25 protein-coding genes are annotated in these 25,199 nt (G+C 62.8%); 11 read left to right on the top strand and 14 right to left on the bottom strand.

Annotated features, from left to right (window positions below; genetic code table 11):
* Positions 1-396: 396 nt before the first annotated feature.
* Together QN219_RS06725 and QN219_RS06720 are read right to left on the bottom strand one after the other, a co-directional pair.
* Positions 397-2,886 (bottom strand): SAM-dependent methyltransferase, encoded by a 2,490-nt coding sequence (locus QN219_RS06725; protein WP_283998805.1) that lies wholly within the window; start codon positions 2,884-2,886, stop codon positions 397-399.
* Positions 2,883-3,635, bottom strand: a complete 753-nt coding sequence (locus QN219_RS06720; RefSeq protein WP_283998804.1) for a protein-L-isoaspartate(D-aspartate) O-methyltransferase — start codon at positions 3,633-3,635, stop codon at positions 2,883-2,885. Before QN219_RS06720 ends, QN219_RS06725 begins: the two co-directional genes overlap by 4 nt.
* A 752-nt stretch (positions 3,636-4,387) precedes the next feature.
* Between QN219_RS06720 and QN219_RS06715 the strand changes: the two genes are divergently transcribed.
* Together QN219_RS06715 and QN219_RS06710 are read left to right on the top strand one after the other, a co-directional pair.
* The gene (locus QN219_RS06715; protein ID WP_283998803.1) at positions 4,388-5,077 is read left to right on the top strand and encodes an HAD family phosphatase; all 690 of its coding nucleotides are present in this window, start codon (positions 4,388-4,390) and stop codon (positions 5,075-5,077) included.
* A 409-nt stretch (positions 5,078-5,486) separates the two neighbouring features.
* Positions 5,487-6,812: an MFS transporter gene (locus QN219_RS06710; protein ID WP_283998802.1), complete on the top strand. Its 1,326-nt coding sequence runs from the start codon at positions 5,487-5,489 to the stop codon at positions 6,810-6,812.
* A gap of 334 nt (positions 6,813-7,146) precedes the next feature.
* Here QN219_RS06710 and QN219_RS06705 read toward each other — a convergent pair whose 3' ends face one another.
* Both QN219_RS06705 and QN219_RS06700 read right to left on the bottom strand, forming a co-directional pair.
* The gene (locus tag QN219_RS06705) at positions 7,147-7,758 is read right to left on the bottom strand and encodes a class I SAM-dependent methyltransferase (protein WP_283998801.1); all 612 of its coding nucleotides are present in this window, start codon (positions 7,756-7,758) and stop codon (positions 7,147-7,149) included.
* 284 nt (positions 7,759-8,042) lie between these two features.
* Complete coding sequence (locus tag QN219_RS06700; RefSeq protein WP_283998800.1) at positions 8,043-8,417, bottom strand: VOC family protein; 375 nt, start codon at positions 8,415-8,417, stop codon at positions 8,043-8,045.
* Positions 8,418-8,591: 174 nt separating this feature from the next.
* Here QN219_RS06700 and QN219_RS06695 point away from each other — a divergent pair, with 174 nt between their 5' ends.
* The 5 genes from QN219_RS06695 (at position 8,592) to QN219_RS06675 (ending at position 13,395) form a co-directional block, all read left to right on the top strand.
* Entirely contained in the window at positions 8,592-9,521 is a 930-nt protein-coding gene (locus QN219_RS06695; protein WP_283998799.1) for a cation diffusion facilitator family transporter, read from the top strand.
* A 227-nt stretch (positions 9,522-9,748) separates the two neighbouring features.
* Positions 9,749-11,506, top strand: a complete 1,758-nt coding sequence (locus QN219_RS06690) for an adenylate/guanylate cyclase domain-containing protein (RefSeq protein WP_283998798.1) — start codon at positions 9,749-9,751, stop codon at positions 11,504-11,506.
* A gap of 51 nt (positions 11,507-11,557) precedes the next feature.
* Positions 11,558-12,016 (top strand): Rrf2 family transcriptional regulator, encoded by a 459-nt coding sequence (locus tag QN219_RS06685; protein WP_283998797.1) that lies wholly within the window; start codon positions 11,558-11,560, stop codon positions 12,014-12,016.
* Positions 12,006-12,887, top strand: a complete 882-nt coding sequence (locus tag QN219_RS06680; protein ID WP_283998796.1) for an NAD(P)/FAD-dependent oxidoreductase — start codon at positions 12,006-12,008, stop codon at positions 12,885-12,887. Before QN219_RS06685 ends, QN219_RS06680 begins: the two co-directional genes overlap by 11 nt.
* Before the next feature lie 115 nt (positions 12,888-13,002).
* Positions 13,003-13,395, top strand: coding sequence for a VOC family protein (locus QN219_RS06675; protein WP_283998795.1), 393 nt, complete (start codon positions 13,003-13,005; stop codon positions 13,393-13,395).
* 93 nt (positions 13,396-13,488) lie between these two features.
* Here QN219_RS06675 and QN219_RS06670 read toward each other — a convergent pair whose 3' ends face one another.
* The 6 genes from QN219_RS06670 to QN219_RS06645 all read right to left on the bottom strand — a co-directional run bounded on the left by QN219_RS06670 (position 13,489) and on the right by QN219_RS06645 (position 19,555).
* On the bottom strand, positions 13,489-14,178 hold the full coding sequence (locus QN219_RS06670; RefSeq protein ID WP_283998794.1) for a class I SAM-dependent methyltransferase: 690 nt from the start codon (positions 14,176-14,178) through the stop codon (positions 13,489-13,491).
* A 90-nt stretch (positions 14,179-14,268) separates the two neighbouring features.
* The gene (locus QN219_RS06665) at positions 14,269-15,099 is read right to left on the bottom strand and encodes an ABC transporter ATP-binding protein (RefSeq protein WP_283998793.1); all 831 of its coding nucleotides are present in this window, start codon (positions 15,097-15,099) and stop codon (positions 14,269-14,271) included.
* A gap of 7 nt (positions 15,100-15,106) precedes the next feature.
* Positions 15,107-16,069, bottom strand: coding sequence for an iron ABC transporter permease (locus QN219_RS06660; RefSeq protein WP_283998932.1), 963 nt, complete (start codon positions 16,067-16,069; stop codon positions 15,107-15,109).
* Positions 16,070-16,155: 86 nt separating this feature from the next.
* Positions 16,156-17,160 (bottom strand): iron ABC transporter permease, encoded by a 1,005-nt coding sequence (locus QN219_RS06655; protein WP_283998930.1) that lies wholly within the window; start codon positions 17,158-17,160, stop codon positions 16,156-16,158.
* A 21-nt stretch (positions 17,161-17,181) separates the two neighbouring features.
* Positions 17,182-18,150 carry an ABC transporter substrate-binding protein gene (locus tag QN219_RS06650; RefSeq protein ID WP_283998792.1) on the bottom strand — a complete coding sequence of 323 codons (969 nt, stop codon included), beginning with the start codon at positions 18,148-18,150 and terminating at the stop codon, positions 17,182-17,184.
* A 475-nt stretch (positions 18,151-18,625) separates the two neighbouring features.
* A complete protein-coding gene (locus QN219_RS06645) occupies positions 18,626-19,555 on the bottom strand; it encodes a LysR family transcriptional regulator (RefSeq protein WP_283998791.1) in 930 nt (309 codons plus the stop codon).
* A 152-nt stretch (positions 19,556-19,707) separates the two neighbouring features.
* On the opposite strand from QN219_RS06645, the gene QN219_RS06640 reads away from it, so the two are divergent.
* Complete coding sequence (locus tag QN219_RS06640) at positions 19,708-20,586, top strand: arginase family protein (RefSeq protein ID WP_283998790.1); 879 nt, start codon at positions 19,708-19,710, stop codon at positions 20,584-20,586.
* Between the two features lie 91 nt (positions 20,587-20,677).
* On the opposite strand, the gene QN219_RS06635 is transcribed toward QN219_RS06640, so the two are convergent.
* Complete coding sequence (locus tag QN219_RS06635) at positions 20,678-21,445, bottom strand: AraC family transcriptional regulator (protein ID WP_283998789.1); 768 nt, start codon at positions 21,443-21,445, stop codon at positions 20,678-20,680.
* 94 nt (positions 21,446-21,539) lie between these two features.
* Between QN219_RS06635 and QN219_RS06630 the strand changes: the two genes are divergently transcribed.
* A complete protein-coding gene (locus tag QN219_RS06630; RefSeq protein WP_283998788.1) occupies positions 21,540-22,076 on the top strand; it encodes a peroxiredoxin-like family protein in 537 nt (178 codons plus the stop codon).
* On the opposite strand, the gene QN219_RS06625 is transcribed toward QN219_RS06630, so the two are convergent.
* The 3 genes from QN219_RS06625 to QN219_RS06615 are packed head-to-tail and all read right to left on the bottom strand — an operon-like array spanning position 22,040 to position 23,636.
* The gene (locus QN219_RS06625) at positions 22,040-22,723 is read right to left on the bottom strand and encodes a DNA-3-methyladenine glycosylase I (RefSeq protein ID WP_283998787.1); all 684 of its coding nucleotides are present in this window, start codon (positions 22,721-22,723) and stop codon (positions 22,040-22,042) included. The genes QN219_RS06630 and QN219_RS06625 overlap by 37 nt on opposite strands.
* Positions 22,724-22,727: 4 nt before the next feature.
* On the bottom strand, positions 22,728-23,015 hold the full coding sequence (locus QN219_RS06620) for a hypothetical protein (protein WP_283998786.1): 288 nt from the start codon (positions 23,013-23,015) through the stop codon (positions 22,728-22,730).
* A gap of 12 nt (positions 23,016-23,027) precedes the next feature.
* Positions 23,028-23,636, bottom strand: coding sequence for a helix-turn-helix domain-containing protein (locus QN219_RS06615; RefSeq protein ID WP_283998785.1), 609 nt, complete (start codon positions 23,634-23,636; stop codon positions 23,028-23,030).
* Positions 23,637-23,905: 269 nt separating this feature from the next.
* On the opposite strand from QN219_RS06615, the gene QN219_RS06610 reads away from it, so the two are divergent.
* Both QN219_RS06610 and QN219_RS06605 read left to right on the top strand, forming a co-directional pair.
* Positions 23,906-24,481, top strand: a complete 576-nt coding sequence (locus QN219_RS06610) for a TetR/AcrR family transcriptional regulator (protein WP_283998784.1) — start codon at positions 23,906-23,908, stop codon at positions 24,479-24,481.
* 68 nt (positions 24,482-24,549) lie between these two features.
* Positions 24,550-25,199 (top strand): DMT family transporter (locus tag QN219_RS06605; RefSeq protein WP_283998783.1); only part of this gene is annotated, 650 nt, incomplete at its 3' end.

The raw sequence follows: 25,199 nt of genomic DNA, 5'->3' as shown, positions 1-25,199 counted from the left end.
TCGCGGGAAAGATTCAATCAGTCGTTGTCGCCATCGAGTCCGGGCAGATCTGCCATCGGCACATTAACGCGCGCTCTGATCCTCTTGAATACCTCTTGTTGCGCGTCGAACGGTCGCATCGCGGTCGCGTTGGGATCCTTCGCGGCGACACTTGCGAAGGTTCGCAGATGGCGCTTCTTTCGCATTCCTCGCAAGGCAACGTACGGCAGAGAACCACCCTCCTGCGACGACGATGGGGAACGGGAGAGATCGACCCTTCTCCGACGTTCCTCTCCGCAATCACGCGGCAAGTCTTGATTCATTTCGGTCATTCGCGCGGTGATATGACGTTTCAAACACTGACGCCGAGCCGGAGGTCCGCAAGCGCACGGCGCACTTGCTGGCGGCCTCGGGCTTTCAGGCGGTTGGTTTAACTCGCGAACGGTTGCGATCGGGACCAGAGCCTCGGTGATCGTATCGATCCGACAACCCTGCGAGTAGGGCCGGAGCGACAAGATAAAGGATGGTGGCGATCGTCACGACGCCTGTGAACCCGATATGCATCGCAAGCAGTGTGGCGAGAATCGCGCTCAGCACGGACGCACAGCCATTGATCCCCCACGCCCAGGGAATAAACTCGTCCGAGCGTGCACCGACGTGGCCGAGGCCGAGGGGGAACGGCATGCCCATAAAGACGGCGAGCGGCGCTATGAGGAGGAGTGTGATCGCGATCTTCGCGGCATCCGGGAGTGCCAGCAGCCGTTCGAATATCGAGGGCAGCGCGACGAGGTAGCTGGCAGCCAGGAACGCGATCACCACGACGGCGAGCACAATGCCGCGCACCGGTGATCCGCGTCCGACCGCCGCCATCCACCGTGCGGCGACGGCGCTACCGAAACCGGCGAAGGCAAGGAAACCCGCGAGCACGACAGCGACAGCATAGAGCGGATGGCCGAGGAACAGCACGAAGCGCTGGATGAAGGCGATCTCGATGAAGAGGAAGGCCAGGCCCAAGGCAAGGAAATAGAGCCCGAAGCGCAGCCGATGTACGGCTCCCCCCGGTGCGCGCCGGCGAAGCCAGAGCGGCAGCAGGATCAGGACGGCGCTGAGGGTCGCGGCCTGGACGAGCGTCGTCACAAGGATCAGGTAGCCCCAGTCGAGCATCGCTGCCCCACCCTGGGTGCGCAGTGTCAGGAGTTCGGACAGGGCGCGCCAGCGGAAGAAGTCGAAGAAATAAGGCCGATTGTCAGTGGCCGGTGCAATATCGAACTTGTAGCGCTCGATGAATTCGGCGCGCTCAGGGCCGAGGAGCGCGAGGGCTCCCTGGTAGAGATATTCCTGGTCGAGCTGGTTGTAGCGGTTCACGTCGCTCGCGGAGATGCCCGGCGCCCAGGAGATGTCAAAGAAATTCTCGGCCGCGAAGCCGCGGATGGCTGCGACGTCTTCGCCGGTGAACGGCGACTTGGCGGCGAGCAGGGTTGCAGTATTCCAACTCCGGATCAGCACCAGGTGCCGGCCTGGCTGGGCCACGCCATCCGCTTCAAGGGCAACGGTGGCAGTAGCGAACAGCTTGAGGATGTCGCGCGGCGGTACCCGCAGCCACCGCGTGATCGCGACGACTCCATCTGGTCTCAGCACCGCTAGGTAATCCCGCATTGCCTCCACGGTGTAGGTATAGTTCTCATGCAGGCTCTGCACGCCGGCCGCGGCCGCGCCGAAGGAGTCAAGGAGCGGCATCTGGATCAGGTCGTAACGCTCGCCAGTCGTCGCAGCGAAGGTGCGCGCCTCGGCTAGATGCAGATGCACGTTCGGTCGGCTGAAGATACCGCCGACGACGTCCGCGAAGCGATCCCGAGCCAGGTCGATCATCTGCGGGTTGACCTCTACAGCATCCACGGCATCGGCTCCGGCGCGCAGCGCCAGCAGCACCTGCTCGCCGCCGCCGGCGCCGAGAACTAGCACTCGCGGCCGCTCAAGGATGCGGTACGGGAGCGCCGCCGTCGTCCGGCCGAGATAGGCGACCGTCGCCGGGTCGCCGCCATAGGCGGTGATCGCCGTAATACTGTCGCCGTCGGTGAAGACGGCGAGCTGCGCGGACGGCTCTTGGGTGTTGGCGAGGCTGAGGCCCGGCGCGTAGCGGAAAGGGACGGTCGGGCTCTCGACGACCGTCAGCAGTCCGAGCGGGCTCGATCGCTCCTCGACCACCCGCGCGTTCGGCACTTCGAGAGCCATGCGGAGGCCCTTGTACTGCGACATGTGGGGGCCAGGGGCCATCCAGGACAGTGGTAGCCACACCGTGATGACCGCAGCTGCAAGCCCGAGGCTGCCTGCGGCGAACCACCGATGGCGAGCCATACCCGTCGCGGCGAGGGCAGCCGCCGCGAATCCCAGCGCCGCGATGAAGCGCAACGCCTCGGATGGAAAGACCAGGAACAAGAGGCCGACGGTGCCCAGCGCACCGACCCCTGCGCCGACGAGGTCAAAGGCATAGACGCGTCCGATCTGGTCAGGATGGCGGCTGAAGGCAAGGCCGATACAGGTTGCACCGAAAAAGAACGGCAGGATCAGGAGAACGTAGATGGCCGCAAGCCAACCGAGCTGCCGCGGATTCCAGACGATCTCAAGCGCGTTGAACGGTACACGCTCGGCACAGGCGAAGCTGGCAATCGCAGTAATGCCGAACAGCGCTGCCGACGCTGCGAAGGCGGCCGGGTACCGTTCCACCAACGGGCGGCGGGCCAAGGCAACGAATGTACCGCTCGCGCCGAAGCCCAGGAGCGCGATGCTTATCATCATATAGGCAAAATGATGCCACTGAATGATCGAAAAGAGCCGTATCAGCAGCACTTCGTGGGCAAGGGTTGCCGCCGATATGAGGCCAACCGGCAGCAGGCGCCCCGCTCTCATCGGGCCCCACCTCCACGCAGCGGCACAAAGCTTACCGGCAGCAGCTGCCGGGTCGTAATGCTTCCGTCCATTCGCTTCTCGACCAGCATGAGGAACTGGGTCGCGAAGGGACCTCCTACGGGGACGACCATCCGGCCCCCCTTGGCAAGCTGCTCAACCAGCGGCGGCGGGATGTGGCTGGCAGCGGCGGTCACCACGATGCCGTCGAAAGGCGCGTGCGCAGGCCACCCATAGTAACCGTCGTCTACCTTCACCTCGACATTGTTGAATCGGAGCTCCGCAAGGCGGGCGGCCGCCCTTTCGCCCAGTTCCGGTATGATCTCAATCGAGTAAACCTTCGCTGCGAGCGGCGACAAGACGGCTGCCTGATAGCCCGAGCCAGTACCGATCTCGAGGACAGAGTCGCCAGGCCCGATGTTGATCAGGTCGGTCATCAGCGCGACGATGAAGGGCTGGGAGATGGTCTGACCGTATCCGATCGGCAGTGGCCGATCTCGATAGGCCGCGCCGCGCTGCTCCTCGGGCACGAAAAAGTGGCGCGGCATCTTCCCCATCGTCTTCAGCACCGCCGGATCGATGCCCTGGCCCTCGACCGCCGACGGCGCTGAGCGGGCGTGCCCTTTGATCGTTTCGATCATCGCCGCACGCTCGGCGAAGCGATCCTGAGCGGGCGCGGATGTCGGAATCATGGCGGCTGCGCTCGCGAGAACCACGGCCAGCAACGCTTGGCACTGGGCTAGTCGACGCATGACCTCTCTCCCGGCTATAACGCCGAGTATAGTGGCGGCAGCGGCAATTTTGAACAAATCTCGCTCGGGTCTCCGCCGCGCTCCAGCTTAAGACTCCAGAACAAAGCGATGGCGCTGCCGGAAAGTGGCCGCGCCTCCATAACCGCTCACTCTCAATGATTTGCAGAACATTCATCCACTGAAATCAAGAAAGTTACTGTACTGAACAGGATTGAGGAGGGAGTTGAGACTGGAGCAGGAGCGCGCTGTTAAAAGCCTACCGAAAGGTCCGCAACAAATCGCAAAGGCGAAGTTTCTCAGCGGTGCACCAAAGTCAGAAAACCACCCAAGGCGGATGGTTAGTTGCCGCCCATTGCGATCGCCCGGCGAGATGGACGGTCTGCCGTCTTGACTGGCCGGGCCGCCGGAACACCGTCACGCATTTTGCGACGCCGAGGGAAACATGAAAACTCGACCCGTTGCGGAAGTTGGGTCCTATTGGACGCGCAGCGCTGTAGTGCTCGGGAGCGAGCGCGAACATCGGCCTCGCTGGATAGCGGTTATATGGGCGAAAAGCCGGCATCCCCACATTTTGCACATACGGCCGTTGACGGGCGGATGCGCCTCCCTGGCAGACGTTTGCTCTTCGCGGTCATTTCTATAATCTACCTGAGCTGTCTTCCTGTTCTAACTCTTTGAAACGACGCAATTCCGGGCGGAAAAACGTTACACACTCTTCGTGGAATTGCTCCAAGGATGCGAGCCGACAGGGCATGATCTATCTCCCACGCAAACCCTCTGCGGTCGTTTTCGATATGGATGGGCTGATCTTCGACACCGAAGCCTTGTATCGAGACGCGGTGTTGGCCGCCGCCCTGGAGCGCGGTCTGGATATGCCGCTGCCGCTCTACCTCAGCACGATCGGTCTATCTGGCGAAGCCACTCGAGAATTCCTCGGCAACCATTTCGGCAAGGACTTCAATCTGGAAGGCTTCTGGACGGCTGCAACCAATCACTTTCACATCATGGCTGAAACTCAGCTTCGCCTGAAGCCCGGCGTCATCGAGTTGCTCGACATACTGGAGGATGCTGGTCTTCCGTGGGCGATCGCCACCTCGTCATCCCACCAAAGTGTGCAGCACCATCTTGCTGCCCATGGTCTGCTCAAGCGTTTCAACACAATCATCGCCAGCGGCAACTACACGCACGGGAAACCACATCCGGAACCGTTCCTGAGAGCGGCGGATCTGTTGGGCGTTCCTCCAGAACTGTGCCTCGCCCTGGAGGATTCACACAATGGCATCCGAGCGGCATGCAGCGCCGGAATGATGACGATCATGGTACCGGATCTAGTCGAGCCGACAGACGATATACGCCAATTGTGCCTGGGAGTTGCCACCGATCTGCACGAAGTGTGCGATATCGTCACGTCGGGCAGACGAGATACTGACTCGATGCTCTAACCTCTCCATCCTTACGAACCTTCTGGGACCTACGGCGCGCCTCGCGACCGGTCTTCCGGTGTCTCCTCCGCCGCGTCCCAGGCGCTGAATGCAAGTCATTCGCGGCGCCGACGCGCCGTGGTTCTCCTCGCTGTGACAATCACACGGGGGAGGGAGTGTATGACACCGAGTTGCAATACAGCTTTGCCGCAATGGCGGCCGCCTTCATCGTGCTTCGCGCGGAGCCCCATTGATCCGTGAAGTAGAATTTGGCGATGACAGGCGCATCTGTCGCAAAATCAGGAATTGCGGCGCGCCTTTACTTCCGCAGGCCCGCTTGCCGGAGCAATGCCCGGTTTTGATCGAGCTACTTTCGTGTTAGAGTAGCCGCAAAATTCAGGGGCCATGTCTTGAAACGGGAGGAAGAAACATGGCTATTCAGGTCCCGACGGATTTCCGCCGTGTGATCATTGCCGCGTCGGTTGGAAACATCATCGAATGGTATGACTTCTATATTTTCGGGAGCCTGGCCGCGGTTCTGTCGGTCAAGTTCTTCGAACAGTCGCACCCGGTCGCAGCTCTGTTGAGTACGATTGCGCTGTTCACCGCAGGCTTCCTGATCCGCCCGCTGGGGGCGTTTCTCTTCGGCTGGATGGGCGACAGGGTCGGGCGCAAATACACGTTCCTCATCACGCTGAGCGGCATGGGGCTCGGCACCGGCGCGATCGGGCTCATTCCGACCTACGAGGCGATCGGCCTCACCGCCGCATTCCTTCTCTTCGGCCTCAGGATGATCCAGGGCCTGTGCCTGGGCGGCGAATATGGCGGCGCCATCACCTACGTCGCCGAGCATGTGCCCGACGAACGCCGCGGCTACTATACCGGCTGGCTGCAGACCTCGCCGACGCTCGGGATCGTGGTGTCGCTCGCCGTGATCATCGCGACGCGCACCTATTTCGGCAACGAAGTCTTCGACGCCTGGGCATGGCGCGTGCCGTTCCTGGTGTCGTTCCTGCTGGTCGCCGTCGCCATCTACATCCGGCTGCAGCTCCAGGAGACGCCGATCTTCGAGGAGATCAAGGCCAAGGGGCAGATGACCCGCAATCCCTGGAAGGAAGCCTTCCTCAGCTCCAACATCAAATATGTCGGCATCGCCACCATCGTGCTGATCGGGCAAGGGGTGGTCTGGTACAGCGGCCAGTTCTGGGCCCTGTATTTCCTGCAGCAGGTTTCCAAGGTGGACGCGCTGAGCTCCTCCTACATCGTCGGCGCAGCGCTGCTCATCGCAACGCCGAGCCTGATCTTCTTCGGCTGGCTCTCCGATATCATCGGCCGCAAGCCGGTGATCCTCGGCGGCATGCTGCTTGCGGCGATCACGTACTATCCGCTCTATCTGTGGCTCGGAACCGTGACGCAGCCCGGCAACATCAACTATCCGACCGCGATCTTCATCATCTTCATCCTCGTCTGCTATGTCGGGATGGTCTATGGCCCGGTCGGGGCGTTCCTGGCGGAATACTTCCCCGGCAGGATCCGCTACACCTCGGTGTCGGTGCCCTATCACATCGGCAACGGCTGGGGCGGCGGCCTGGTGCCCTTCGTCACCTCGGCGGCCTTCGCCGCCACGGGCAGCATCGGCTACGCGCTGATCTACCCGATCGCGGTGCCTGCCGTGTGCTTCCTGCTCGCCCTGTACCTGATGCCCGAGACCCGGCAGGTCAGCATATGGAACCCGGTCGAGCCTAAAGTGGGGTGAGGGAGGCGCGGGCGGTTTTCCGCCTGTGGCTAGACCTGATTGAGAGGGTGGCGGCCTCATACTCTCCGGAGCCGCCGCCGCCTGACCGTATTACAGCTTGGGGGCAGCCGCGATTCTCCCGCGCCGGAGACGCGCTCTGGATTCCTGTGACGGGCACAGGAATGAGGAGAGGGGGGTGGCAGAGCGAAAAGAGCTGGCGCGGAGTGTTCGGCGGCCGATGCGTCGATGCAGCAATTCGAAGCGCGATGGCGTCCTTTTGCGGCGCTGTAGCGGCAGAGCAATGGCCGCCCACGGCGCGTTGGTTTTCCGCAGTCGCGGCCAGCGGCAGGTTGGCTCACCTCGGCCGGGCGCTGCCTTCGTACATGAAGGTCATCGGCTTTGGTCCGCGCATGTAGCCGGTCTCGACACGGTCGATCCGAAAACCGGCGCCCTCGATCATCGAGCGGATCGGCCGGTTGAGGTGACAGCCGCCGCCGATGCGCCGCCAGATCGGCGTGAGGCAATTCTGGCACCAGCGCACGCCGCGGTCGGGCGACAGCCCGTGTTCGACGAACAGCAGCGTTCCTCCCGGCCGCAGCACGCGGCGCATTTCCGAAAGAGCCGCGTCGGCCCCCGGAATCGTGCATAGCGTCCAGGTCGTCACCACCGTGTCGACGCTCCCGTCGTCGAGAGGGATCGCCTCCGCGGAGGCTTCGATGAAATCGACCCGAACCCCGGAATGCGGCGCGCGGCGGGCCATCTCCAGGAGACTCGGGGAGGGCTCGAGTGCGAGGACTTCCCGGACCGTCGTACGGTAGAAAGGCAGGTTGAGGCCGGACCCGGCGCCGATTTCCAGAACACGGCCCGCCGCCGCGCCGATCACGCGCCGGCGATAGGGGTGCAGGCGGTCGTTGCGCATGGAACGATCGCAGAGTTTCGGCAGGATGACGTCGCGGTAGATGCCCATATGCTCCCCTCCCGTTCCAATTCTCCCGCAGGTTCCGGCTTCTGACAAGCCGGCGCCCGCAAAGCCTGTAACAACCGAGCAAGAGCGCCGACTACGCCCAAACAGGACGATATCCGCCCCGAGGCAGGCGGCTTTGGCGCGAGGCGGGGAAACGGACGTCCGCGTGCCGGCTGAAGTTGCCGCATGTCTGATCATGCGGCTTGACGTTTGACGTGAGGGGCGGCCGCAAGGGGCGAAGCCCGCTTGTGGACGTCCCCCCAATGGAAGGATCAGGCCTGGAAGGATCAGGCCTCGGGCTCGTGGCAAACCACTTCGATGTTGTGCCCATCCGGACCAATGACGAAAGCTGCATAGTAGTTCGCGTGGTAGTGCGGGCGCAGACCGGGCGCACCATTGTCTTTGCCACCCGCCTGCAGAGCCGCGCGATAGAACGCTTCGACTTGCTGGCGATTTTCGGCCGTGAACGCCAAGTGCAGATGCGCCGGCTTCTCTCCGGTTTGGTACAGGCACAAGGAAGCCTTACCTTTTGGACTAAGCTCGACACCGTACGAAGGCGGCCCCTCCGAGACCACAGCTACGCCGAGCGGTTCGAGTGCCTTGAGGAAGAACGTTTTACTCGCCGCATAGTCGCTGACTCCGAATTTGACGTGGTCGAACATGAGTTCTCCTGAAGTGTGGGGTCCTCGCGAGGCCTAACGTGGTTTGCAGGCATGGGCAAGCGGACGTGCCTGGAATTAGCCGTGGGTGATCGCAGCGCCAGTCAGGGCCAGCATAAGCTGGAAAATGGGCCGTCGGACTCTACTTTCAGAGCGGTCGATCTTGGAGATACAAGCATGAGCGGACATCACCACCACGACGGCACGAGCGGTGGCGACAAACGCATGGCCTGGGCAGTAGCAGTCAACCTGCTGCTGACCTTTGCCCAGGTCGCTGGAGGCATCCTGTCGGGCAGCCTGGCGCTGATCGCCGATGCGCTTCACAATTTCAGCGACGCTGTATCCCTGCTCATCGCCTACGCCGCGCGGAAGATTGCGCGCAAGCCCGCGGACGCGGCGATGACCTTTGGCTATGTCCGCGCCGAGATCGTGGCGGCGCTGATCAACTACACCACGCTGATCATGATTGGCCTGTACCTCGTGTATGAGGCCGTGATGCGCTTCATAACGCCGGCGCCTATTGAAGGATGGACGATTGTCATCGTCGCAGCCATCGCTCTGGTAATCGACATCGTTACGGCGATGCTGACCTATGCGATGTCGAAGACCAGCATGAACATCCGGGCTGCCTTTTTGCACAACGTGGCGGATGCACTGGGGTCGGTCGGAGTTATCGTCGCCGGCAGCCTCGTTCTTCTCTACGGCTGGGTCTGGCTCGATCCTGCCGTTACGATCGCAATCGCAGCCTACGTTCTCTACCAGGCCGTCACCGAGATCGGAGGCTCCATCCGGATACTGATGATGGGAGCGCCAGTTGAAGTCGATGTCGCCGGTCTGCTCCGCGATCTCAACGACGTCGGAGGTATAGGGAACGTCCACGATCTGCACGTCTTCGCGATCGATGAGGAGCACCGCGCGCTCGAAGTCCACGTGGTTATGCAGGGATCGTCCGCGGCCGACGCGGCTGGCATCAGACAAGCCGTACGGGATCTCGCGGAGGAGCGGCATGGCATCGTCCACTGCACCATCGAGATCGAGACCGAGGCCGACCGTTGCGACAAGGATGCGCAGGCGATTGGCCACAGTGTCCGGTCAGCAAGGGTGTGAGCGGTCAAAGATGTAGCGCCGGTTCGCGGCAGCTACTACACCCGGACCCCCTGCGGTCGTACAGCCGACCTCGTCCCCTGAGCTGGCCGGGCGCCGGAAGCGAAGGTCCGGTCCTCGCCAGCATGACTGTCTGCTATGGTCACCCTGGCTTGTTCATGACAACTGACCCGGGATGAAGAAAGTGCTATTTTCCGCGGCACGGCGTCTACGGGAGACATGGGGGGCAAATGGGCGAGCCGTCTTCGATAAGCCCAACCGACCGTCGTTTGGCTTCCGTCGTTGTCGCGGACGTCGTCGGCTACTCCCGCATGATGGAGGCAGACGAGTCGGAAACACTCCGTGCTCTCGCTGAAGCCCGTGCGACCGTTATCGAACCGCTTGTTCGGGAGTGCAGCGGCAGGATCGTGAAGCTCCTTGGCGATGGTCTGCTCCTCGAATTTGCAAGCGTTGTGCGAGCGGTCGACTGCTCGATCCGTATTCAGCGGCAGATGAGGGAAGCCAATGCCCCACTTCCGGACCTGCGAAGGATAGTCTTCCGAATAGGAATAAACCTCGGCGATATTGTCGGTCAGGGCGAGGACATCTTTGGTGATGGCGTCAACATTGCGGCTCGGCTGGAACAGTTGGCCGAGCCCGGCGGCATCTGCGTATCGGGCAAGGTCTTCGACGAGATCCAGGGCAAGATCACCGTTCCGACGAGAGACCTGGGCGCCGTCAAGCTGAAGAATATCCAAAATCCCGTCAGGGCATATGCCATCGACATATCGGGTCCGGCGGCCCAGATCGATCCTCTGGCCGCGCCGGCGAACGCTTCTCGTGAATTTACGACCATCGTCGTCATGCCGTTCGCCAATCTGTCCGGTCGTGACGATCAGAGCTATTTCGCAGACGGAATCACCGAAGACCTCGTAACAGAGCTCAGCAAGCACCGAGACCTGTCCGTCGTCGCCCGCAGCACCGCCTTCGCCTACAAGGATCAGCCGGTGAACGCCGCCGAGCTGGGACGCAAGCTCGGGGCCGATGTTGTCGTGACGGGAGGCATCCGACTTGCGGGTCAACATGTTCGCGCGACGGTGCAACTCGTCGACGCCTATACGGGACGCCAAGTCTTCGCAGAGCGCTTCGATCGCCCTGTCGAGGACATCTTCGCCGTCCAGGACGAGATCGTCGACGCGATCATCGGAAGGCTGTTTTTCAATTTGCAGACAGTTGCGAGCACAGCGCGATCCAGAAATCCGACGACAAGCGTCTCTGCCTATACGAGTTGGCTGCGCGCGGGGGATGCTTGGCGAAACGGCGATGAGGCGACCGCCCGCCAACATATGCATGATGCCGCCGCCATCGATCCGGCGTACGCGCCGGCCCTTGCATCGCTATCGCTGATGTACGCTTATTGGCGGTTCAGCGAACCGGCACGAGAGACGGACCAGGAACGCAAGCGGCTCTCCATCGATTACGCCCGTCTGGCGCTAAGGAGCGGCAAGTCCGATCCGTTCGTCCTGACGAGCGTAGCGGCATGCTTTCTGTTGGCGGGCGCAATGAAGGATGCATTGCGCTATTCGGAAATTGCTCTTGCAATGAGCCCGCGTGACATCAACGTGCAAGTCGCGAGAGGAATGGTTCTCTCATATGCTGGCTCCCACGACGAAGGGCTCTCTCTCGTTCGGCGTGCATGCAGCTTCGAGCCATTGTTGCCGCCGACGTTCGTGTCCAGCTTGGGGGACTGCTGTTATCTGTCCCGCGAATTCGAATCGGCTTTGGAAGCCTATCGATCGCCCATCGATCCTCCGCCCTTCTTCCGGCTGAACGAGGGGGCCTGCCTCGCACAGCTTGGAAGAATCGAAGAGGCCAAGCAGGCTGCGAGCGAGCTACCCGCCGACTTCGACGCAGCATTATACGCACGGATAACCGCCGAAATCTGCAGCTTGAACGAGGATGCTGACCTTTGGACCGATGGATTGCGTAACGCGGGAGTTGCCGTTTGAGCCACATGATCGCGCTTGCCATTTGCGAAGATTCGTAATAATTAAAGTTACATGAAACGCGACAGCCGTCTCTCTTCAGTCCTCCACGCGCTCCTGCACATGGCCGAGCATGACGGCCCCATGACGTCGGAAAGGCTTGCGGAGTGCATGAACACCAATCCCGTGGTGGTGCGCCGCACGATGGGGCTCCTCAGGGAGGCCGGGATCGTGGCCTCAGCGCGCGGGCATGCCGGCGGGTGGACCATCACGGCCGACCTTGGCATCCTCACGCTCCGCCAGTTGCATGAGGTGCTGGGCGAGCCTGCGATCTTTGCCATCGGCAATCGCAACGAGACGCCGGACTGCCTCGTCGAGCAATCGGTGAACGCCGCGCTCGATGCGGCCTTCGCCGAGGCCGAGGCGCTGCTGCTCGACCGCTTTGCCGATGTCACCCTCGCCGATCTCGCCGCCGACTTTGCCCGTCGGCACGCGGAGCGGCGCGCCAGAAAAGGAGTGGGTAATGCAAAATGACGTGATCGTCGTCGGGGGCAGCTATGCGGGCATGGCCGCCGCCCTCCAGCTTCTCCGTGCCCGTCGCAGCGTCCTCGTGATCGATGCCGGGCTCAGGCGGAACCGCTTCGCCAGCCACTCCCACGGCTTTCTCGGCCAAGATGGCGTGGACCCCGCCGAAATCGCCGCGAAGGCGCGGGCGCAGCTCAGCGCCTATCCGACGCTGACGTGGATCGACGGCCATGCGGAAACGGCCGCGGGAAGCAAGGACGCCTTTACAGTCACGATGGCGGACGGCGCGCGGCAGGAAGGGCGTCGGCTGCTCTTTGCCGTCGGCGTGACGGACAGGCTGCCTGAGATCGACGGTGTGGCGGAACGCTGGGGGCGAAGCATCTTCCACTGCCCCTATTGCCACGGCTACGAACTCGACCGGGGCCGGATCGGCGTGATCGCGACCGGGCCGATGTCGGTGCATCAGGCCCAGCTCATTCCCGAATGGGGCGAGGTGACGTTTTTCACCAACGGCGCGGTGACGCTCGACGCGCCGGCCAGCGGCGATCTGAAGGCGCGGGGCGTAACGATCGAAGATGCGCCCATCACGCGGATCGAGGACCACGCCGACGTCCTCCTTGCAGACGGGCGGAGCCTGTCCTTTGCCGGGCTCTTTACCGCCTCGCGCAATGCCCCTGCGACGCCGATTGCCGCGTCGCTCGGCTGCGAGATCGAGGAGACGCCGGTCGGCACGCAGATCCGCACCGATGCCGCTAAGGAAACGACTGTCCCCGGCGCCTTCGCCTGCGGCGACGCGGCGCGCACGCCTCACTCGGTCTCGCTCGCCGTGGGCGACGGAGCCTGGGCGGGCGCGCAATTGCACCGGTCGCTGGTGTTCTGATTTCGGTGAGGAGCGCCCGGCTCGGAACAAGGAGCCGGCCGGGGGCGTTAACCCGGCCTCCGTCGCGTTTGTAGCTGCCCTACAGAACCGCGCATGTTTTTTCCGAGAGACCAAGATGGCCATCCACTTCAATCACACGATCCTGTCGGCGCGCGACAGCAAGGCGTCGGCAGAGTTCCTGGCCGAGATGCTAGGCCTGCCGGCCCCGCGGCGCTGGGGGCCGTTCCAAATGGTCACGACCGACAACGACGCCAATCTCGACTACATGGACACGAAAGGCGAGATCAGTCGCCAGCACTACGCCTTCCTGGTCGGCGACGCCGAATTCGACGCGATATTCGATCGAATCCGCGCGCGGAACCTCGAATATTGGGCTGACCCCGGCCAGCGCAGGCCCGGCGAGACCAACGACCACGACGGAGGGCGCGGCCTCTATTTCGAAGATCCGAACGGCCACCTGCTCGAAATCATCACGCGTCCCTATGGCAGCGGCGGCTGGAATCCTTGAGCCTGGCGTGAACCTAGCCGTCCCCGATGCCGACTAGGCGCGGTCAATGTCGAGCAACGCCTGACTGATGCCGCCTGGCCTTGCTCCAAGAAATCACGCAGCCCGCTTCACCAGCCGGAACACGATTTTGGTCCGGGTGTAGTATTCGAGGGCGTCGGCGAAATCCGGCGTCCAGCCGTCCTCGACGAAGGGGATGAAGCCGTCATATTCAAGCTTGCGCCCCGACACCTCGAAGCCGGCTTTGGAGAAGCAGCGGGCATAATCCGTGATGGATCGGTCCTGGACGACCGTATTCGTTCGCCGGGCAACGAGCTCGCGCCACTTCGGCCAGAGCGGGTTGTCGGTGTGGCAGCCGGTGACCGCGTAATAGACGCCGCCGGGCTTCAGCGCGCGCCAGATGTCTGACGCGTGCGCATCGATATCCGGAATGAGGTAGATGACCTCGTGGCTGATCGCCAGGTCGAACTCATCGTCCCAGCCTTCGAGCTTTGCGCCGACCTGATACTGCAGCGGCTGATTGCCCTTGAGCGCATCGGCCCTGGCGATGGAATCTTCGGCGATATCGACGCCAAGGCCCTTGCGGAAGGGCCGGATGGCATGGAGGTGCCGCAGCAGCCCGCCCTGGTTGCAGCCGAAGTCGAGGACGGTTTTTTCGGAGAGATCGCGCTCGACCACGAGGTCGATGAGGTGACGCCAGATCGGGGCGTGGCCGTCGGCCATTCTGTCCTCGGCATCGGGATCGATGTACCAGGTGCGGATCGTCTGGTTGGCATCTTGTGGCATCGGTGCTTCCTCCGGGAGAGTTCTGGGCAAGTGCAATGGAGCGAGGGTTGTCGTTGGCGCTTTACGACAAAATCGCAGCGAATCAAAGCGTTACGGCGACTTCTGCAGGTCCGGTACAAGGCGTGTCACTGACGGGCGCTGGAGCCTTGTCAACTCGACGTCGAAGTGCGGCGGGCTTTCCGGCGTCACCTGGACGAACCGTCCCCTGACGCGAAAGGTCTTTTCGATCAGGCCGCTTTCGGCAAGGTCACGCGGGGTGCCGTCGAACCGGAGTTCGCCTTTCTCGAGGAGCGAGATGCGGTCGCTGATCGCCACGGCCTGGTTGATGTCGTGGATCGCCATGACGATCGTCACGCCCCGCTCGCGGCTGAGCCGGTGCACGAGATCGAGCACCTCGACCTGATAACCGATATCGAGAAACGATGTCGGCTCGTCGAGAAGCAGGATCCCGGCCTCCTGGGCAAGGGCGGCGGAAATCCACGCGCGCTGGCGCTCGCCGCCGGAAAGCTCCTGCAGGCTGCGATCGGCGAGACCGGTCAGCCCGGTGCTTTCGAGCGCCCATTCGATCGCCTGTTCGTCTGTCCTGTCGTAGGAGCGAAAGAGGCCGACATGCGGGTAACGTCCCTGCCGGACGAGTTGCGCCACGGTCATCTCGTCAGGCGCGGTCGGCTGCTGCGGCAGGAAGGCGAGCTTCTTCGCGATGGCGCGGCGGGACATCGACGCGACCGGGACGTTATCGATCTCCGCGCGTCCCTCCGCCGGCTTGATGAGGCCGGCGAGTGCCTGCAAAGCCGTGCTCTTGCCCGAGCCGTTCGGACCGATCAGCGCGCGAACCTCGCCCTTCTTCATCGACAGCCGAAAGCGGCTCAGTGCCTTGCGACGACCATAGGTGACGGACAACTCGGAGCAGGACAACGGCATCGGGGCCTCACGTGGTTTTGCGGAGCAGGGCAAGCAGCAGGGGCACGCCGCACAGGGCGGTGACGACGCCGATCGGGATTTCTTCGGCCCCGCCTGCCAGACGACCGACGAGATCGCCGAGCGTTACGACGATCGCGCCGGTGACGATGGTCAGGGGAAGGAGAAGCACAAGATTGCGCCCCGCCAGGAAGCGGGCGAGATGCGGCACGATCAGGCCGACGAACACGATCGGCCCGACGGCGCCGACCGCGCTTGCCGCGAGCGCGCAGGAGAGCACCAGCACGATCGAGAATTGCCGGCGGTAGGCGAGGCCGAAGGAGCGGGCGACCGGCGCGTCGAAATGGAGGAGCAGAAGCGGACGGTAGAGGACGGGTAGGGCGGCCATGCCTGCGATCGTGAAAGGCAGCAGGAAGAGCGCGTGCTCCCAGGTCCGCGCGTAGAGGCTGCCGGAGAGCCATTCGAGGATGATCTCGATGCGGGCCGAGCCCCAGCCGGCGATGAGGCCGATGGCGAGGGCGTGCAGGACGGCCCCGACGGCGACGCCGCAAAGCGTGATGCGAAGCGCACCGAGGCCGAGGCGGAAGGCGAGCAGGTAGATGACGCCGCCCGCCAGCATTCCCCCGGCGAGACCCGCCGCCGGCAGCCAGGAAATCGGCAGTTCGGCTAGCGTGTTGGAGCCCGGGGCGAAGATGTAGACCGTGAACAGCAAAAACAGGGTCACAGAGAGCGTCGCGCCCTGAGACACGCCCATCAGTGACGGATCGGCCAGCGGATTGCGCGTGATCGTCTGCAGGAGAAGCCCGGCGACCGCGAAATGGATTCCGGCGAGAATGCCCGTGACGATCCGGGGAAGGCGGATATCGAGAATGATCGAGCGCGCTTCGGGCGAGCCTTCGCCCGTCAGGGCCGCCACGACATCCTCAAAGGGGATATCCGCGACGCCGAGGAAGACCGCGGCCGCAAAGGACATCAGGACGAATACCGCTGCGCCTGGCAGCAGCCATCGGGGCGAGCGGTGTGCAACCGGTGAAAGCGGCGTCGTCGTGGGCCTCGATGTCATGGGCCGTCTCCCGCGAACTCCAATCGGCCTCTCTGGACGAGGTAGATGAAGATCGGCCCTCCGAGCAGCGCCGTCAGAATTCCGACGGGCAGCTCCCGCGGGATGGCGATCGTGCGCGCGATGACATCAGCGGCCGTGACGATCAGCGCTCCGATGGCGGCGCAAAGGCCGATTTCCCATCCGGTTCCGCGCGGGCGGAGGAGGCGGGCGATATGCGGTGCGGCAAGCCCGACGAAGGCGACCGGCCCGGCAACCGGGGCGACGCCGACGACCGGAACGACGCCGAGGACGAGCAGGACCGGCTTCCAGAGGTTGAGCTGCAGGCCCATGCCCGCCGCGGCGTGTTCGCTGAGCGCGAACATGCCGATCACGCGCTTGAGCATCAGCGCGCCCAGGACGCCGCCAACGGTCCACGGCAGCATGTAGACGAGGTGCGACCAGGTGCACCCCTGGAAACCGCCGGCGAGCCAGAAAAGCAGCGATGTCGACTGCGGTCCGGTCAGGAGCAGGACGTAGGTGGTGATCGCCCCGAGAAAGAGGGAAACGCTGACGCCGCCGAGCGCCAGCTGCAGCGGCCGCCCCTGTCCGCCGTGCGAGACCCAGAACGTGACCGAGACCGCGCCAAGGCCGCCGGCCAGCCCGACGAACGGGTACCAGGCGGATGAAAGCCACGGCAGGAACACGAAACAGCAGACGATCGGCGCGATCGCGCCGGCGGTGACGCCGGTAATTCCGGGATCCGCCAGCGGGTTGCGGGTGAGTGCCTGCAGGACATAGCCGGAAACGGCAAGACCGGCGCCACCGGCCGCCGCGGCAAGGCTTCGCGGCAGCCTCAGCGTCCAGACGAGAATGGAGTCGATCTTTCCGTCGGGAGCGTAAAGAACCTGGATCACGGTGCCGAGCGACAGCGATTTCGCCCCGATCAGCAGGCCGAGGATGACGACCAGGACGGTGGCGGTCGCGATGAGCCCTATGGCCACGATGGATTGCCGGGGACTCATCGCCGTCACTGTCAGAAACTCTTACTTCTGCGCTTCGGCGGGGATCAGCCTTGCGGCCTCCGCCCTGACGTCCACAGCCGGGAAGGCGTCGGGGTAAAGATAATGAGCCGCCTCGCGCAGCACGATTTCGCGGGCGATCGGGCCATTGGTTTCGACCCACTGGTCGCCGACGTAAAAGACGCGGTTGTTCTTGACCGCCGACAGCTGCTGCCAGATCGGATTGTTCTCATGCGGGCGGTCAGGGCCGGAATCGTAGACGAAGATGACTTCCGGGTCCTTCTCCAGCATGGTCTCGAGGCTGAGGTCGATGCCGAACTCGCCGCCGGGCTGCTTCGGCCCGGCGATATTGTCGCCGCCGATCGCGGCGACGATCGAGGCCGCCGTGTTTTCCGTATGGAAGGCGAACGGAACCTCGCCGCCCCACATGATCATGAAGCGCGGATGCACGTCCTTGGGCGCCTTGGCTGCGTAGTCGGCGAGATGCTTGCGGAAGTCCGCGTTCAGCTCCAGCCCGCGCTCGGGCTTACCGAGGAGCTTCGACAGCTCCGCGATCTCGCGGTCGCTTTCGGTGAGCAGTTCCATGTTGTAGGCCACATACGGCGCGATCTTCTCGAGCTGCGCGGCGTTGCCGACCGTGTAGCGGCGGATGGCGACGATGAGATCCGGCTTCGCCTCGGAAAGCAGCTCCAGGTTCGGCTTGGCGCGCTGGCCGATCTGCTTCATCCCGGAGGTCAGGCCGAGCAGGAAATCCGGCTCGCGGCCCGAGGTCATGTAGGTGCTGGCAACGGGCTTGATGCCGAGCGCAAGCGCCACGTCGTCGGCGAAATAGGAAATGGAGGCGATGCGTTTCGGCTGGGCCGGAACCTCGACCGTCACCCCGCGGTCGTCGACGACGGAGACCGTCTTCACCTCGTCAGCGTGAGCCGTTGCGGAAAATAGAGCGGCCAGAAGCCCCGCAACCGACGCGAACCTAAGCGCTTGCCTGTACATGAAACACCCTCCCGTTTGACGTGTGGGAACGCTTTATTCAAAAAAGCGGAGTTTCACAATCATGATTTTGCGCATCCGTTCTTGTTATTTCGTTCCGGGTAGCCCGCTCCACCGCACGACCGGTGTTGCCTCCACCGCGTCTCGAAAGATAACGAGTCATTCACGGCGCCGACGCGCCTTGGCTGGATCCCTGTGACGAGCACAGGGAAGAGGGAGGGTTTGGGTTTGCCGCATTGCCGTTGCACTGCAACTGCGGCGCGCTGCCGGCTTCGCTTCATCAAAACAGGGGGCCGCCAGAGAGCATTCTCCGGCTGCCGGATCTTGCTCAGTCATGGCCTCAATCCACCTCATTCCTGTGCTTGTCACAGGAATCCAGCAGCGCCGCGTCGGCGGCGCGTAAGACTCCGCGGCCTGTGACGAGCACAGAGATGAGAGAGGTGCTGTCGTGACCCGGCGGGTCAACCGGGCGCACCCATCACCCTTCGCCGGCGGCGCTCTCAGCGGGAGGTCGGCTTGTCTCGCCGAAGCGCTCCACGAGCCACTGGATGAAGGCCTTCAGCCTTGCGCTCTGATGCCTGCCGGGCGGATAGACGACATGGAACGGCAAGGGCGGGTGGCTCCATTCGGAAAGGATCTCGACGAGTTGCCCCGACTGCAGATAGGGCACGAGGAAGGACTTGAGGTTTTGTCCCACACCTAATCCGGCCAGCATCATCGCGATCTGACCATTGTCTTCATTGGTCGAGAACTGCAGATCGCTGACGATGTGCCTGCGGTCGGGCTTCATGAAAACCAGCGGCTTCATCCTGCCGTCGGCGTGGGAGAAGAAGCCGACCTTGGCGTGCTTGCTGTCGAGGTCTTCCGGCGTCATGGGCGTCCCCATCCGCTCCAGGTAGGCAGGCGACGCGCATGTGACGAACTCGGCATCGAAGAGGTGTCGTGCGACCAGGGATACGTCGCCGATTTCCCCGGCCCGGATGGCGCAGTCGACGCCTTCTCCGATGATGTTCGCGGTTCGATTGCCAATGCCCAATGCGATCGAGACGTGCGGATACCGCCGATGGAAATCCGGCAGATGAGGGATCAGAACATTCTGGGCGAAGGTCGGGTGAGATTCGATGCGAAGATGTCCTCTGGGCGCCAGCTTCTTGCCGCGCACGGCGCCGTCGGCCTCGTCGACCTCCGCGACCAAGCGCGCGGCATGTCGGTAGTATTCCTCGCCCTCCGGCGTCACCACGATGCTGCGCGTGGTCCTGTGCATCAGCTTTGTCCCGAGGTGTTTTTCGAGATCCGTCACAAGTTTGCTGACGGTCGAGCGCGGCACCAGAAGCTGATTGGCGGCCCCCCGGAAAGACCCCGATTCAACGACCCGCACAAACGCTCGCATCGCAAGCAACTGGTTCATCGCGTTTCTCCAAGTATGGGAGATTGTCCACGTTCATGGACAGATATGTCACGGATGCGCCATTTTGTTTCCGATTTCAATCACCAACTATGTCCTGCCTCGGGCAGAGCGCCGATCCGAACTCCAGACTTCTGACAGGAAAGAGCGAGACCATGACAATCGATCCGAAAAAAATTCTGCGCCTGAACCTGCCGCAATGGCAGGGCGGGGACCACCCTGATTACAGAACAGGCGCGCGTGTCCTCGCCGCGATCGCTCCGGAAGCGCGGGGACCGGAGGAAACTGTGGCGGTTCCCGAAGCCCGTGACGATGCCAGGCCGATCGAGCAGGGCATCGTCTCCCGCCGGCCGCTTCTCGATCTCATTGCGGCGGCCAGGTCGGCGATCGACCGGCACAAGCCCGACGCCGTCGTCACCCTCGGAGGCGACTGCCTCGTGGATCTCGCGCCGATCGCCTATCTCAGCGAGCGATACGGCGACGATCTGGCGGTTCTGTGGGTGGACGCCCATCCCGACGTGATGGGGCCGCAGCAGTTCCGAAATGCCCATGCGCATGTGCTCGCTATGCTGATGGGAATAGGCGATCCGGATTTCGTGGCCGCGGTGCCGAAGCCGGTGAAGGGGGATCGAGTCCTCTATGTCGGCCTGACCGAAACCACGCCGTTCGAAACGGACTTCATCGCGAAGCATGGAATGGCGCGTCTCACCCCGGAAGATCTGGCCGGCTCGGCGGAGCCGGTGCTGGCGTGGCTGCGTGCCTCGGGCGCGACGAAGGTCGCGGTGCATTTCGACCTGGATGTGCTCGATCCCACGCTCTACGACTTCCTTCTCTCCCAGGATCCCGCCGCCGCGCCGGATGCCTTCGAAGGCATCGCGAAAGGGCGTATGCGCTTCGAGGAGGTCGCGGGGATCCTGAGAGCCGTGGATGCCGAAGCCGACGTCGTGGGGCTGGCGATCACCGAATACATGCCCTGGAGCGCGATGCAATTGTCGAAGCCGCTGCAGACGCTCCCGCTCCTCGGCAAGCGGTAGACCGTGTGCGTTACAGGCGGGGGTCGCGAAAGCCCCGCCTGTTTATGCAATTCCGGCCGGAAATCCGTTGCACACTTTTCCTGGATTTGCCCTAAATGGACACCGGCCTCTCGAGAGACGGCCAGTCTCCAAATTTGCGCAAGTAGGCGCGGGAGAATGCCGCAGCACTGCCGAATCCGACTTCCCGCGCCACTGCCTTCACCTTGGCCCCTTTGGATAGCTTCCGCCGGGCAATGGTCAAGCGCCATCCCGTCAGATAAGCCAGTGGCGTCGTGCCGACCACGTCGCGAAAAAGAGCCATAAAATGGCTTCGGGACATTCCTGCCGCGCTAGCAAGCTCTTCGCTGTTCCAAGAGCGAGTCGGCGCATCATGCATTGCTACCAATGCGCGGTGCAGAGCAGGGTGGGACAGGCCCGCCAGCAACCCGGGTCGGGTGGCCCCACGGTCAATTGCCGAGCGTAAAATAAGCAAAACCATCACTTCGCAGAGCCGATTGAGTGCCGCGCTCCGCCCGCAACGGGATTCCCAGGCCTCTGCTACGAAAGCGGCTGTCGTGTCGCGCAGCGCCGGCATGTCGTTGATGTCGACCCGGACTTGATCCGGCAAGGCGTTCATGAGCGGGTTATGCGCACCCTCGAAATCGACGGCTACAGTCACGAGAACCGGCGGCTCGGGCGTCGCGTCGCCACGCACGCAAAGGATGACTGCTTCCGCGGGGCCTCCCGGTGGACCTACGACAAACAGCATCGCTTGACCGTCGCTGGCGCGGGCCGGCTCTAACGAGGCCGCCAGCTCGAACATGTCGAAGAAGGCTGAGAGGCGATCTCTTTTCGGATGGGAAATCAGATTTTCGATCATGTTTTTCGGACCAACAATTGTTTCAGGTATGAAAGGTTGAAGTCCCGACGTCAACGCAGCAGCGTCGGCAGTATCACACCAATGGAGTTAATCAATGTTAGTCCCGAGAATGCCGGCCCCTGGCCTGACGGTCAGAACTCTCGATCATGGAACCTTCGATCTTGCCAGCGAAGCGCCCTCGCTCATGACGCTGGTGTGCTTTTACCGTGGCCTCCACTGCCCCCTGTGCGCAACGTATCTGAAAGAGCTTGAACGACTGACGCCATCCTTCGCGGAACGAGGCGTCAGCACAATCGCCATAAGCTCCGACGGCGAAGAACGCGCTCGGCAAATGGCGAACAAGATCGGTGCCGAGCACCTACGCGTCGGCTACGGGCTCCCATTGGGCGTGGCGCGGCGATGGGGCCTTTACGTTTCGACCTCGCGCGGCAAGACGTCTCTTGGTCTCGAGGAGCCGGAACTATTCTCCGAGCCGGGGATCTTTTTGGTTAAGCCAGATCAAACGGTTTATTGGCTCTCCGTGCAATCCATGCCGTTCGCTCGACCCAATTTCGCTGAAATGGTGCAAGCGTTGGATTTCGTGATCAAGAACGACTACCCGGCACGCGGCGAGTATACCGGCGAGGTGTGATCCTCGCCTGCCGCTATCCGTCCCTCGCTCACGTCGATGGCATTCGGACGCCGGAACGCAGCTCTGGCGCATTCGACCTCGTTCCGGATCGTGCAACCTTCGGCGTGATCATTGATCAGGCCCATCGCCTGCATGAAGGCATAAACCGTAGTGGGACCAACGAACGACCAGCCCCGCTTCTTGAGGTCTTTCGACATGGCGATGGATGCCGCCGACGTGGATGCAGTCTGGGGAGTGGCGAGCTCTGTCGGCTTCGGCTCGAAGCGCCAGACATAGGCGGCGAGCGATCCTTCCTGCTTCACCAGTTCCTGGGCGCGTCGGGCGTTGTTGACGACGGCCGTGATCTTGCCGCGATGGCGCACAATGCCGTCATCCTTCAGCAGGCGCACGATGTCGAATTCCGTGAACTGCGCAATGCGGTCGAAATCGAAACCGAGGAAGGCAGCGCGGAAGTTCTCCCGTTTGGCGAGGATGGTGCGCCAGCTCAAACCTGACTGGAAGCCCTCGAGGCAAAGCTTCTCGAACAGACGGTGGTCGTCATCCACCGGAACGCCCCATTCGGTATCGTGATAGGGCAAGAACTCCGGCGCCGCCGCGCACCAGCGGCAACGCGGCCGTCCATCCGGGCCGGAAATCGTTGCGCTCATCGTCTCACGCTTTCAGGAAGGCCAAACGGTCTTCGGTGCGGCCCGGCTCGATTTCAAGAATGTCGGCACTCACGACGCCCTCTGCAACGAACGGGTCTTCCTTCAGGCGCGCTTCGAGATCGGCGCGTGTCGTGTTGTGGGCGAGTACAGCTCCGCCCGCATTCGACCGAAGGCTGCCCGTCAGGAGAAAGATGCTGTCGTCGAAGCCGCGTTTGATCCAGGCATTATGCCCTTCCATCAAGGCAGACGCTTTTGCCCTGTTGTCGGAGAGTTTGAGTGTAACGACGAACATGCGAGATCCTCTTCAGGCGTTCCGGATGGAAATGGTTTCTGGAGAAGCGAATAGCTCGGGCCGTTGCGCCGCCACCCATGCGCACATATCTGCCACCTCGCGTCGAACGAAGGCTTCGTCGCGAAAGGCGGTTGCGAGTGTCGCGACACCTTGGCTTCGCATCAGGATATGCATGGCAAGCGCGTCGGCATCAGCTTCACGGCCGAGTGCCGCAAATTGGCGCGACAGCCAATCGCGAAAGAGAGTGAAAAGCCGCGTCGCCTCATCCTTGGCAGCGTGATCGAGCTTGGCGAGTTCGCTGCAAAGCGTCCCGACCGGGCAGCCATGAGCCATGATCTTTGTCTCGTTCATGATGAGGATGTGGATGAAGCTGCGGATACGCTCCGCGGGGGTTTCCGCCCCTGCCTCCCACGCGTCGAGCTGTTCCCTGATGTTTGACAGGCGATGGGCGATTACCGCCTCGAGAATCTCGTCTTTCGTCCTGAAGTGATAGTAGAAGTTGCCTCGCGAGAGGCCGACCACGGCCGCAATATCGGCGAAGGACGTTGCCTCGAAGCCCCGCTCATAAAAGAGCCTGTCGGCAGCCTCAACAATCTGCCGTCGTGTGGTCGCAGCACCCAAGTTCCCCGATTCCCTTCCGCGATCGCAGTTTTCCTGGAATTGCCCTAGGGCAATCGTCCTACTGAGCTCGTTTAGGACAATCGACGTAGGGCGGTCAAGAGCTTCAAGGTCGTATTCGCATTTTCTCGACGGATCGATGGCGGCTACGCCGAGGCTGTCGCAAACCTTCGGGTGCTTCTCCTCCGGGGAAGCGCGATCAATGCATCAGAGGGCTTGACAGACCTCCTGAATAGGTAGATCGGTCTACATAGTATTTTTGGAGAGACGATATGGCCGGGAGAATGCCAGCCAGGGAGCGCCTGCTGAACGCCGCAGCCGAGCTGTTCTATCGCGAGGGTGTCGGGGCGACGGGCATTGATGCGATCACCGCCCATGCGGGGGTCGCGAAAATGAGCCTCTACAACAATTTTTCGTCCAAGGCCGATCTCGTCAATGCGTATATGCAGAGGCGACTCGATGAATGGCGAGACGTCTATCGGGAGCGGCTAACGAACGCGACGACTCCTCAGGAACGTATCCTGGCGGTCTTCGATTCCTATGTGGACCATGCGGCCCTTGCTTACGAGTGGGGGTTTCGGGGCTGCGGGCTCCTCAATGCCGCCGCGGAGCTTCCAATCGGCGATCCCGGCCGGGCGGTGGTCGCCTTCCAGAAGGAAGAGGTGGAACGGCTGTTCAAGGAGCATCTGCTCGAGATGCAACCGGGAGCCGGTGTCTCGATCGACGAGACGGCGCAGCATCTCTCCTTTCTGCTCGAAGGCGCGATGTCGCGTGCAGGCCTCGACGGGCATGACGCGCGGCTGAAAACGGCGCGCAAGATCGCCGTCTCGATTTTGGAACAGCTATGACGTCGACGGTCCCGCCCGCGACGTCGGGATCGTGCCTCCTCCCACCTCCAGAAACCGGATCCCCATAGATGAGTGAAGCTGTTGCCACGGCCCCTTGCCGTCCGAGGAGCGGAATCTCGGCGATCGTCATCCTGGTCATCCTGGAGGCTGCGCTGGTGATTTCCTGGAGCGCCGGCTTCGTCGGCATCCGGTTTGCGATCGACCACGCGCCGATCTTCCTGATCCTCCTGTGGCGAAGCCTGGTGTCCGGGCTGATCCTGCTTCCCTTCGCGCTCGTGATGGGCCCGGCGATCCGGTGGAAGGACGCGCTTCCGCAGATGCTGTTCGGCGCGCTCGCCATGTCCGGTTATCTCGCCGGCTTCGCGCTGGCGATCTCCTATGGTGTCCCGACGGGTCTCGTCGCCCTGATTACCGACATGCTGCCGCTGGCGGTGGCGATATTGTCCTGGCCGGTTCTCGGAAAGGCGCTGACCGCGCGCCAGTGGCTCGGCTCCTTCGTCGGTCTCGCCGGCGTTCTGATCGCTTCGGGCTGGTCTCTCGACATGGGCGACGTGCCGCTCTGGGCCTATGGCCTGCCGGTTCTCGGCACGCTTTCGCTGGCAATGGCGACGCTGCTCCAGAAACGCAGCCCGACCAGTTCCATGCCTGTCTATCAGAGCCTGTGCATCCAGTGCCTTTCGGCATCGGCGATCTTCGCCCTGTTCGCCTGGCACGAGGG

Origin of the sequence: Sinorhizobium sp. 8-89, assembly GCF_030124325.1 — a bacterium.
Classification (GTDB): Bacteria; Pseudomonadota; Alphaproteobacteria; order Rhizobiales; family Rhizobiaceae; genus Sinorhizobium.
The sequence above is the reverse complement of the archived record's forward strand: the minus strand, read 5'-3'. Positions and strand labels throughout refer to the sequence as shown.